Annotated in this window: 5 protein-coding genes; 3 read left to right on the top strand and 2 right to left on the bottom strand. The window is 62.0% G+C overall.

Annotation, left to right across the window (positions count from 1 at the left end; translation table 11 throughout):
* The 3 genes from WAS25_RS09720 to WAS25_RS09710 all read left to right on the top strand — a co-directional run.
* Positions 1-1128, top strand: a 1128-nt coding sequence (locus WAS25_RS09720) for a hypothetical protein (RefSeq protein ID WP_422311505.1), incomplete at its 5' end; no start/stop codon positions are given.
* A gap of 51 nt (positions 1129-1179) precedes the next feature.
* The gene (locus WAS25_RS09715; protein ID WP_422311503.1) at positions 1180-4494 is read left to right on the top strand and encodes a putative Ig domain-containing protein; all 3315 of its coding nucleotides are present in this window, start codon (positions 1180-1182) and stop codon (positions 4492-4494) included.
* A 69-nt stretch (positions 4495-4563) separates the two neighbouring features.
* Positions 4564-8340, top strand: a complete 3777-nt coding sequence (locus WAS25_RS09710) for a DNA/RNA non-specific endonuclease (protein ID WP_422311501.1) — start codon at positions 4564-4566, stop codon at positions 8338-8340.
* 133 nt (positions 8341-8473) lie between these two features.
* Here the strand turns inward: WAS25_RS09710 and hppD are convergent, their stop codons facing one another.
* Both hppD and infB read right to left on the bottom strand, forming a co-directional pair.
* Positions 8474-9598, bottom strand: a complete 1125-nt coding sequence (hppD, locus tag WAS25_RS09705; RefSeq protein ID WP_422311499.1) for a 4-hydroxyphenylpyruvate dioxygenase — start codon at positions 9596-9598, stop codon at positions 8474-8476.
* Positions 9599-9768: 170 nt separating this feature from the next.
* A partial coding sequence (gene infB, locus WAS25_RS09700) for a translation initiation factor IF-2 (protein WP_422311497.1) occupies positions 9769-12223 on the bottom strand: 2455 nt, incomplete at its 5' end.

The raw sequence follows: 12223 nt of genomic DNA, 5'->3' as shown, positions 1-12223 counted from the left end.
CAGACCACCTCCGGCGCCATCATGAACAACGGCATCAACCTGGTGTCCTACTACATGACGGCCTCGGCAAATCCCGCTCTATTCGAACCCGGCGGCTTGCTATCCGCCTCTCAGCGATGGAGTGGTCCCCTGACAGGACAGGGCTCTCTGACCCGCATCCCCACCAGTACCCTGTTGACCGATTCCGACCTGAAGGTTGACACCATCGTGCCCACCATCATCGATCCCGAGTCAAAGATGACTCAGGCCCGTGCGGCCTCGCTGGGAGTCGAGCAGGACCTGGGAAACGGTTTCACGGTGGGAGCCCGCGCCACCTATAAGAAGTTCCTCAACCTCCAATATGCCGTGAACATCAACCTAGGCCAGCTGGCGCCGGGGACCAGCACCGTTGATCCGAGCGCGATCTACAACGACGGCTACCCCACCACCAACAACCGGTTCTCTACGGGAGCCCGTCCTGGTCGCGCCATTGTTCGTGGCCGAGCCCTGGATCTCAGCGGTTTCGGTGATGTGATCCTCTCCAAGTACGACGGGGAGGGCCGCTACCGTAGCCTGGTGCTGGAAGCCGGCCGGAAGCCCGGTAGCGGCTGGGGTTTCAAGAGCAGCCTCACCTTCGCCAAGGCCGAGGACAACAACTCCAACGAGCGGGCCACGCTGACCTCGACCAATGCCCTCACTGAGAACCCGGCGGATCCGCTCGCCTCTTGGGCCCTGAGCGACAACGATCATGCCTTCCGTGCCACCCTGGCTTGGTTCGCCCCCACCTTCTTCGGCGTCCGGATGTCCGGCATTACCACCTACACCACGGGCCGGCCCTGGAACGGCATCTACTATGCCGATCAGAACGGTGACGGGAAGTTCATTGACACGGTGGATGGTCGAAACAGCCACCGACAGCCCAACGAGAAGACCTTCGACCTCAGGGCATCCCGCCTGTTCCGGGTTACCCGGGCCCTCTCACTGGAAGGCACCATCGATATCTACAACGTCTTCAACTGGGCAAATCAGTACACCCGCCAGACCCAATACACCCTGTCCTCGGGGGGCGTGAACCCCTACTTCGGGGCAATCGACTCCCCTGACAACCGCTCCCGCGAAGTCCAGTTCACCCTCAAGGCCCGGTTCTAGGAGGCTGACATGACCATCCTCCACTCTGCCCTGCGCCATTCAGGAGTCCGCATGTCCATCCATTCGCTGCGCCAGGGGTCCGGCAGGTTCCTGCTGGCCCTGTCCATGGGCCTCGGCCTCGCCACCTTCCACACGGGCTGCACCAAGAACGACAGCAGCTACACCGATCCCGCCCCGGCCATCTCCACTTTTAGGGTATCCACCGCCAATGCCTTTGCTGGAGATCCGCTCACGAATGTGCAGATCCCGGTTGGTGGTACCGCTTGGTTCCGCGCCAACTTTGGCGTCAAGGACGGCTCAGCCGTCCTCACCCCTGGCAATATCCCCGTAACAAGCAATGTGGCCTTTCCGATCACGAACATCACCGCGACCACGAGCTACACGCTCACCGTGACCAGCGGCAGCGGAAAGAAAACAACCGCCACCGCCACAGTGACCGTATTAACCGCCCCCGCGGGCCTGACCTACACCCATGAGGACGCCACCTACTATGCAGGCGTGCGCATTGCCGATAACACCGTGGCCACCATCACTGGCGATGCACCCATTACCTACACGGTGAACCCGGCCCTTCCTAGTGGCCTCACCCTGAATCCCGCCAACGGTGCCATCTCTGGCACACCAGTGGCCGTGACCGCCCAGGGCACCTACACCGTGATGGCCACCAACGCGGTCATCGCCCGCAACACCACGCGCGACCTAAAGATCACCGTGGCCGCTGCGCCGATCAGCTTCTCGGCCAGCCCCACCACCCTTGCCCCGGGCCTGAGTACCACCCTGACCTGGAACGCGAACTCGGTCAGCGGCATCTTCAGCACCGTGACCATCACAGCCAACCCGGTGGACATCACCCTCCCGGCCACCTTCCCCCTGACGGGCACGGCCAACGTGACGCCCATGGTGACGACCACCTACACCCTGACGGCCACCCCGGCCGGCGGTGGTGCGGCGATCACCAAGACTGCCGACGTGACTGTGGGTTCAGCCCCGGTCCATATCACGGCCTTCTCTGCCACGCCCTCGGTGGTGGTGCTAGGTTCGACGACTGATCTGGCTTGGTCCTACACGGGGCTGGCCCTTGACCTCACGCTGAACGGGGCCAATGTGCTTGGCAATGTGAGTCAGACTGTGACGCCCTACGGCCGACAGACATTCACCCTGGCCGGATCCAACCTGTTGGGCGGTGATACCGCCACCCTGAAGGTGGGCGCCAAGGCTCTCTACCATGTGGCGGGTTCCTTCAGCTCTGGCACGGGCAACGTGGATGGCGGCCCGGACCCGGTTACGGGAATGTCCACGGCCCGCCTATATCGCCCCAACGCCATCACCTGGGACGAGAAGGCCAACAACGGCACGATGATCGTGGCCGACTACACCAACAACCTAATCCGACGCATCACCCCGGACCGCAAGGTCACCACCATCGCCGGAACCCCCGGTGTGGCGGGCGTGGCCGGGACCAATACCGACACCACTAGTCTCATCACCCCCCGCAATACGGCCGTGGACCCCGTTACCGGCGATATCTACGTGGGTGGCGAGAACTACACAACCAAGCGAATGCTAAAGCTCTCCCCCAACGTGGACGGTACCTACACATCGAGCCTCGTCCCCGGGTTCACTCTCAACACCAATGCCTTCGTGATTGATGCCAACCGCACCATGTACTTCGTGGACTTCGCCACCGCGGCCGGCAGCCTCTACACCATGGATCTCACTTCAGCCACGCCGACTCCCACCCTGGTCGCCAACCTGACCAGCAGTGGAGTGGTGGCTGGCACGGCCATGGCAAAGGATTTCAAGGGAGGACGCAAGCTCCTCTATGTCGCGTGCAGCACTACCGGCGTCAACAAGATCATGAAGATCGATCTCTCCGGCGCCAGTCCTGTAGTGAGCCTCTTCGCAGGGGCCGGTGCCCAGGGCTACGCTGATAACGCAGTGGCCACCGTCGGCCTGATGAATGGCCCCAGCGGCGTCTGTGTGGATGATTCCGGAAACGTCTATATCTCGGATTCGTTCAACATGGCCATCCGCATGGTGCCGGTGAGTGGACCCCTGGCAGGGGCCCTCATCACCATCGCCGGCAAGACCGGTACCGCCACGGAGGGCTATGCCCCCTCCGCCACCACCTGGGATGGCACAGCCACCCTCCCCACTTCTGCCACCGCCAGCCTGGCCCGCCCGTACTACGTGGCCGTCAGGGGCGATGGAGCCGCGGGCACACAGCTCTACGTGGCCGATGCCACAGGCAGCACCCTTACGGTTCAGGCGATTCGCGAGATCAACGTTTCGGCCCCCGCCGCCGGCCAGCTGACCTGGACCCTGGATGATGCCAGCAAGCCAGCGGGTTATGCCTACGCCGGTGGACCCAGGATCGTTGGCACCGCCATCGATGACGTGGGTGCCCGGGCCCGGTTCAATTTCGGGACCGCATTCGGTGCCAACCTGGCCACCTTGCCCGACGGCAGCAAGACCTTTGCGGTCGATACGGGCAACAACCTGGTGCGCATCATTGCTGCCAATGGCACTGTGACCACACTCAAGGATGCCTCGTCCGCCAACATCCCCTTCCTCACGCCTAAAGGCGTGGCCGTGCAGGTGGATCCCACCACCAAGGCCCTGGTGGCTCTCTTCGTGGCGGACACCGGCACCACTAAGAAACTTCGGAAATTCACGCCCAACCTTGATGGCACCTTCACCGAGGCCACCTACGTCGTGGCGGGGGGCACCTACCCGGTCGCCCCGATCCACTCGGGCCTTGCTGTGGATTCCGTGACAGGCATGGTCTACGCCACTGATAGTTCCGCCAAGGTGTTCAAGATCGATGCCTCCACCGGAGTCTGCACAGACTTCGTGGCCGCTACAGGAGCCAATCCCACTGGCATTGCATTGGCGACCGATGGCTCAGTCTGGGTTTCTGTGACAGGCGCCTTCCAGGTGAAAAAGTTCGATGCCACCGGTGGTTTGCAGCTCACCGTTGGTACGGGCACGGCCGGTTGGGTGGACGGCGCTCCCGCCACCGCCCAGTTCGCGGCGCCCTTGGGTATCGCCGCCAGCGGCAACTTCCTCTTCGTGACCAACTACACCAATACCCAGTCCAGCCCTCAGAACGGCATCCGCGCCATCGATGCCACAGGAAATGTCACTACCCTGCTGGGCTACGCTGCGAGTACCACTGTTCCGAACCTCATGGGGCTGAAGCCCGGCCTCTTGAATCCGGACACCACTGGAGGCAGCCTCGCCACCAAGAGCATGAATGGCGCTGTGGTGTTCGTGCCGCAAGGTCTTGCTGTCAACGCAGATGGTGACCTGATGGTCTCCACGCCGCACTCGGTCTATCAACTGGTGGCTCCGGCCAACCAGTAGCCCACGATCCGCACCATCGCCAGGGGGGCCAACGACTCGGGTTCCTCGAAACATCACCTTGGAGGGAAAATGTTCCCGATGAAGAAATCAGTTCGATGGGTCATGGGTGTCGCCTTGACGGCGATCCTGGCACTTGGCGTGGCCTGTAGTCCCAATAAGGCGACCACAGGAAACGTTACACCTGTGGAATTCACCCCACAGTTGCTCAGGCAGCCTCAGTCACTGACCGTCAATGGCGGCCAGGAGGCGGTGTTTGATGTAAGCGCCTCAAGCATCGGCGCGATGACCTGTCAGTGGACGAAGAATGGTGTTGCCCTGGCAGATGGTGGGCGCATTTCGGGAGCCACCAACTGGACTCTCCGCATCGCCGCTACACAGGTAGCCGACGCAGGGACCTATGCCTGTACGGTGAGTGCCACCTACAACGGAATATCTAAGGCGATCACAAGCTCGAGTGCGACGCTCACCGTGAACCCGCCGCCCGCAACCCACTTCGCTGTGGCCGGGTTCTCCAACCCAACGAACCCTGGGGCATCTCACACCTTTACGGTCACCGCTCTGGATGCATCGAATGCTACCGTTCCTGGCTATACCGGGACGGTGCACTTCACCAGCACGGATGGAGCCGCGGTCCTACCGGCGAACTATTCATTCCAGGCCGCGGACAATGGATCCCATACCTTCACCGCCTCCTTGAATTCGACGGGGGTTCAATCCCTGACGGCGACAGACGTTGCCACTGCGACCATTACAGGCAGTCAAACAGGAATCACAGTCAACCCGCCCCCTGCGACCCACCTCGCCGTTACGGGTTACCCAAGCCCGACGACCACTGGGGTCACGCATACCTTCACAGTCACGGCCTTGGACGCCTCGAACAACATAGTTCCTACCTTCTCGGGAACGGTTTCCTTTAGCAGTACAGATGGTGCGGCGGTGCTTCCGGCGAACTACTCATTCGTTGCAGCCGACAATGGGGCGCATACCTTCAGTGCCACCCTAAACACCCCTGGCACACAATCTCTTGGGGCGGCAGACACCCTCACTGCTTCCGTGAATGGGGTCCAGTCAAACATCACAGTGTTGGCGCCACCAGCTACGCACCTTAGGGTGACTGGGTACCCTAGCCCCACGACTGTTGGGTCCTCCCATGCCGTCACCGTGACGGCGCTGGATGCTTCGAATAATGCGGTTCCCGGGTACACGGGGACTGTGCATTTCACCAGCACAGATGGTGCTGCGATTCTCCCTGCGGATTACACCTTCGCGGCCGGCGATAGTGGGAGCCATTCCTTCAACGTTTCGTTCAATACTGTGGGCACCCACTCGCTCACGGCTACCGACTCGGCGACCGCTTCCATTACCGGTAGCCAAGCAAACATTAGTATTACCGCTGGTGCCGCCACTCATTTCTCCCTCACCGGTTACCCGAGCCCTGCCAGCCCAGGAGTTTCGAACACCTTCACGGTCACTGCGCTCGACTCTCAGAACAATGCGGCCACCGGTTACACGGGAACGGTTCAATTCACCAGCACCGATGGTTCGGCTGTCCTTCCTGGGAACTACACCTTCATTGCTCCTGATGCAGGGGTTCATACCTTCAGCGCCACGCTTACTACCGCGGGAGCTCAGACTCTTACAGTGACTGACACGGTGACCGCTTCAATCACCGGCAGTTCCGCCAGCATCTCGGTTTCGGCAGTAGCACCCTCGATTCTGGTCCAACCGCAAACGAAGACGGTGCTCCCCCCGGACGCCGTGACCTTCACCGTGACGGCCCAGGCCAACAATGGGGGAACTCTCTCTTATATCTGGAAGAAAAATGGCACTGCCATTCCTGGGGAGGTTTCATCCTCATTTACGGTGCTCTCGACGGAATTCCCAACGAACTCTGATGCCTATTCAGTAACGGTGTCAGAGGGTGGCCTGAGCACGGACAGCGACACCGTATACGCCTTGGCCTCGGTACCCTCGCCTACCTATGCTGGCGATCCTGTACCGATGCCCTCCCGGCCGATCACAGTCCTACCGTCCCTGCATGTGGATGCGACAAATTTCCCCAACGGCGCATTTCGCCTTGGTTATGACGAGGCCCTAAAAAATCCGGTATGGACGTCTTATGTGAACTTCCCGGTTCACTCTCCCTATGCCAACTCAACCGCGGATTACACGACGGACCTTCGGCTAGCTGCCCCACAGGTTGGGAAGGATGACTACACCGGCATCTATACCGGAGGAGCGAATTTCCCTAACAGCTACGACCGGGGCCACCAGGTACCACGGGCGGACGTGTCCTATCGCTACACCCCGGTGGCCGGTGACGACGCCACCATCATGAGTAACCTGGTTCCCCAGATCTCCCAGTTCAATCAGCAGACATGGCAAAAATTGGAAGATGCCATTGGTGGTACCGCTGGTGGGGATACGGACGGTCTCACCTCCTTCAAGGGGCGTGCCTGGGTCTACACCGGGTCTGTGTTCCCCGCCTCACCCACGTGGTGGAACTCTACGGTGACCCCCGGTCTCCAAATCGCCATCCCTGTGGCCTGCTACAAGATCGTGGTCCACGAGGTCACTCCTGGACACCCCGAAGTTTTAGCCATGCTCATGCCCAACGTTTGGGGGCTGACCAACAGCACCGCTACTCTGACCAATTACGTGACGTCTGTCGCAAGAATCGAAGCTCTAACGGGAATTGATTTCTTCCCAAATCTTGCCGTGGTGGCTCCCTCCGTCGACATCCCGACCTGGAAGGCCTCTGTCGATGTCCGCGGCTGGCGTGTACCGTTTGAACAGCCCACTGGGCCCAATGTCCATGTCATCCAGCCTAGCTATGACACGACCATTGATGTCGGAACCACCCTCTCCCTTGATGGCGCGGCCACCCCCTCCGCTTCTGCCCCTGTGGGTACCACCATTGCCAACACCACTTGGAATTTCGGTGATGCAACCCCCACAACAACCGGCACCTCCACAAGTCACACGTTTAACACCACTGGCAGCTTCAATGTGACGTTCACGGCGGATGACAGCCTAGGGAGTAACAACACGATTACCCGAGTAGTTCGCGTGATCCCTCCGGCCTCCAGCAATGCCGCTCCCACGACCAACCCTGCCGTCCTGACGGACAAGAACTCGACCGTCAATCAAGCGGTGACAGTGAACTTTACTGTGGCGGATGATCGGACAACGGCCGGGGCTCTGTCGGTATCTGCCATTTCTGACAATGCAACTCTGCTTCCTGCGAGCGGAATTGTCGTGAGCAATGCCTCCGGGGCCGTGACCTTGGTCCTGACGCCTGCCACCGGTCAGACAGGGGCGACGACCGTCACGGTCACTGTCACCGATGGCGATAGTGCCTTTATTACACGGACCTTCCTGCTCACCGTTAGTGCTGCTTCGACCAACATACTCACGGAAGGGTTCGAATCTGGAACCAAGACTGGTTATGCCTCAGGCAGCGTGGCCTTCACCTCCGGCAGCTGGGTTCTCAACAATGCCCTGGTAGGCACCTCCGCTAGCGATCGGAAGACTGGACTTCAAAGCATTCGCTCAAAAGTCGGGACGGTCACCATGTCCTTCGATTGGCCGAGTGCTCAGACGGTCACGATCAACCACGCGAAATATGGCGCAGATGCCGATTCAACCTGGGAGCTGTGGTACTCCACAGATGCTGGTGGCACTTGGACCAGCGCGGGTGCAGCTATTGTTACCAATTCCACCGCGCTCTCACCAGCCACATTCAACCTGAACTTGGCGGTTCCAATCCGATTCGAAATCCGGAACGTGACGGTCAGTACGACGGCACGCGTCAATTTTGACGATTTCCAGATCACCGGCTACTAACTAGGAGAGATACCCACTCAATACTCATCGTTGCGTAGGTAGAAGGGCCTCGAGAAAATCGAGGCCCTTCTTGCATAAGGGCCCTCGATTCCGGAAACCAAGTGCCTCTATGCCGAGGGGTACATGGGCGTCGTTAGAGCACGCCTCTCTTCTTTTGATCCAATTCAATGGAGTCGTAAAGAGCCTGGAAGTTGCCCTCGCCGAAGCCCATGTTCCCCCGCCGTTGGATGATCTCGAAGAACAGCGGTCCGATCTGGTCTTCGCTGAAGATCTGCAGGAGGTAGCCCGTCTCGTCTCCATCGATCTGGACGCCCATCTCCTTCACGGTGGAGAAGTCCTCGCGGACGGCGTAGCCGCTGCGGGCCACGCGGCCTGGGAGCAGGTCGTAGTAGGTGTCAGGGACCCGGAGGAACCGGAAGCCCTGGTCCCGCAGGGTGCGCAGGGTGTGGAAGATGTCGTTGGTGGACATGGCGATGTGCTGGACGCCCTGACCCTTGTGGCGGGTCACGTATTCCTGGACCTGACTCTTCTCGTCCGTGGGCTGGTTGATGGGGATGATCACCTTGTTGTTGGCACTCTGCACGACCTTTGAATCGAGGCCGGTACCCAGCGCGCCCCGGATGTGGAACTCGCGGGTGACCACGAAGCCGTAGACCCGCTCGTAGAAGTCCACCAGGGCGTCCATCTCACCAGGCCCCACATTGTTGGTGAGGTGGTCCACCCGCACCAGGCCGGGGTCGCAGAAGGCTGGTGCGGGCTCAGGCGAGAGATCCGGCCAGAAGGTGGCTGGCTCCCCCTTGCGCTCCACGAGGTAGTTCCAGACATCGCCCACCCCCTGGATGGCTGCGAAGCGCAGGGTGCCATCGCCGAGGGTGTGGGTCTGCGGCTCGAGCATGACCCGCGCCCCCTGGGAGCGGGCTTGCGCAAGGGCCACGTCCAGGTCCTCCACCGCGAAGTTCAAGGCACAGACCCCTTCTCCGTGGGCCTGGAAATACTGCCCGGCCGGGTGGCTGGCATCCGCCTCGAAGATCAGGATGTCCATGCGCTGCTGCCGCAGGTGGACCATGTAGCCCCATGCATGCCGGCCGACAGCCATCCGGGCGAAACCGAGGCGACGGTAGAGCGGTTCAAGCCGGTCGATGGACCCGGTGAGTTGAAAGTGGTCGATGCGGCTGAGACCGAGGGGATTCGTGGCGGTCCTCGCTTCGACCGGTGTGCTGAGGTTGAAGCTGGGGGTCGTGGGGCCGGAGGTAGACATGAGGTGTCCTGGGGGAGGGCAAGAGATCAGTGTGTGGATCAATGTGGGTGACCGGGGTCACAGCGAACATAGTTACTTCAGCCTAGTCAGCATTTGAATACTATTGAGTCAAATATGGAGGCATATGAAAAGGGCCCGCGCCGCGGGCCCTTTTGTGAATCGAGTTCGGGTCAGCTGAGCGTGGTAGCGATCACCTTCTCCTTGCTGAAGAACTCCAGGACATCGCCTTCCTTCAGCTCGTCGAAGCCCTCGAGGGAGATGCCGCAGTCGAGGCCATTCTTCACTTCGGTGACGTCTTCCTTGAACCGCTTGAGGTTCTTGAGGCCGCCTTCGAAGAGCACGGCTTCGCCGCGCTTGACGCGCACCTTGAAGGATTTCTGGACCTTGCCTTCGGTGACGAAGGAACCGGCGATGACGGTGCGGCCGATCTTGAAGAGCTGGCGCACCTCGGCCTGGCCGTGGATGGTCTCCTTCTCGGTGGCATCCAGCATGCCGACCATGGCCTGTTCGATCTCTTCCGTGACCTTGTAGATGATGTCGTGGAAGCGGAGGTCCACCCCTTCTTCGCGGGCCAGTTCCTCGGTCTTCTTCTCGGCCTTGGTGTGGAAGCCGATGATGGTGGCCTTGGAGGCTTCGGCGAGCAGCACGTCGTTCTCGGTGACGGTGCCGGCGGCGCTGTGGATGATGCGCACCCGGACCTTGTCGGTGCTGAGGCGTTCCAACTGACCGACGAGGGACTCGACGGAGCCCTGGGTATCGGCCTTGATGATGAGGGCGAGCTCCTTGACCTGGCCATCCTTGATGGTGCTGAACAGGGTTTCCAGGGTGGCACGCTGCTTCTGCTGGGCCGCCTGCTTGGCCTTCTCCTGGCGGAAGGTCGCGATGGTGCGGGCCTTGGCCTCGTCCTCCACCACCTGGAAGTTGTCACCGGCGCTGGGCACTTCCTCGAAACCGAGGATCTGCACCGCGCTGGAGGGACCCACTTCCGTGACCTTGCGGCCCAGGTCGTCGAACATGGCGCGAACCCGGCCCATGGTAGCGCCGGCCACGAAGATGTCTCCGGCTTTCAGGGTGCCGCGCTGCACGAGCACCGTGGCCACGGGACCGCGTCCGCGATCGAGCCGGCCTTCAATGATGGAGCCGGCGGCGGGGCAGTCGTAGACCGCCTTGAGTTCCTTGAGGTCGGCCACGAGCAGGATGGTCTCGAGCAGTTCATCGAGGCCCTGCTTGGTCTTGGCGCTCACGAGCACGGCAGGCACATCGCCGCCGTAGGCTTCGGTCTGGACGCTGTGCTGGAGCAGGCCCTGCTGGACTTTGTCGGGGTTGGCACCGGGCTTGTCCACCTTGTTCACGGCCACGATCAGCGGCACGTCCGCGGCCTTGGCGTGGTTGATGGATTCCACAGTCTGGGGCATGACGCCGTCGTCGGCGGCCACCACCAGGATGGCGATGTCCGTGACCTTGGCGCCGCGGGCACGCATCTTGGTGAAGGCTTCGTGACCGGGGGTGTCGAGGAAGACCACCTGGCGCATCTCGCCGGTGTTCGGATCCTTGACATCCACGTGGTAGGCGCCCACATGCTGAGTGATGCCACCAGCTTCGCCGGCGGCCACCTTGGTCTTGCGGATGGCGTCGAGCAGCGAGGTCTTGCCGTGGTCGACGTGGCCCATGATGGTGACGACGGGCGGCCGGGGCTTCTTCTCGCCCACCACCTCGCCGGATTCATCGGCCATGATCTGGACGTCTTCCTCGAAGGTGACGATGTCGGCCAGGAAGCCGAACTCACGGGCAATGTCCTTGGCCATCTCGGTGTCGAGGGGCTGGTTGATCGTGGCGAAGATGCCGCGGTGGAGCAGCTTGGCGACCACGTCCTTGGCGGGGCGGTTGCACTTCTCGGCCAGTTCCTTGACCGTCACGCCTTCGGACAGCATGACGATGCCGATTTCCTCTTCGATGTACTCGCTGGCCACCTGCTGGGCGCGGGAGCGCGGCTGGCGGAGCTTGAGGTCGAGTTCCTCTTCCTTGCTCCGGACGTAGCCGCCCTTCTTCTTCTTGCCGCCCACATGGGCACCGCGACCGGGGCCCTTCTGGCTGTTGGGATCGATGGGGCCCGTGGCCGGGATGGAGGGGCCGCGACCAGGGCCGCCCGTGCGGGGGCCCATGCCGGGACGACCGCCGGGGCCTCCGGGACGACCACCGGGGCCGCTGGGGCGACTGCCAGGACCTCCGGGGCCACGACTGGGGCCACCGGGTCCGCCCATGGGACGGCCACCGGGGCCGCTGGGGCGGGATCCGGGCGCAGGTCGGGCCTGGGGCAGCTGGATATAGCGGGCGGGTTCCGTGGACCGGGGTGCGGGTGCCGGGGAGTCGGAGGTCTTGATGCGGCTGAAGCCCTGGTCCGTCCGCATCTCGGTGATGGCGGGGGGGATGTAGGGGCGCCGTCCGGGGGTGGTGGGCGGCACGGGCTCATGGCGCACTTCACCGCGGCCGGTGTTGGTGGCCATCTGCAGGACGGCCTTTTCCTTCTGGGGCATGCCGGAACGCTGGACATTGCTCGGGGATTGGCCCGGGCGCTGGACGATGGGGCGGGCGCCCACCTCGGGGCGGGGGCCTCCAGCCGAGGAC

Source organism: Geothrix sp. (assembly GCF_049292215.1).
Lineage (GTDB): Bacteria > Acidobacteriota > Holophagae > Holophagales > Holophagaceae > Geothrix.
The sequence above is the reverse complement of the archived record's forward strand: the minus strand, read 5'-3'. Positions and strand labels throughout refer to the sequence as shown.

Bases quoted from the DNA above. Each gene is read 5' to 3' on its own strand.
- WAS25_RS09715 (WP_422311503.1), top strand. From the start codon at position 1,180: ATGTCCATCCATTCGCTGCGCCAGGGGTCCGGCAGGTTCCTGCTGGCC.
- WAS25_RS09710 (WP_422311501.1), top strand. From the start codon at position 4,564: ATGTTCCCGATGAAGAAATCAGTTCGATGGGTCATGGGTGTCGCCTTG.
- hppD (WP_422311499.1), bottom strand. From the start codon at position 9,598: ATGTCTACCTCCGGCCCCACGACCCCCAGCTTCAACCTCAGCACACCG.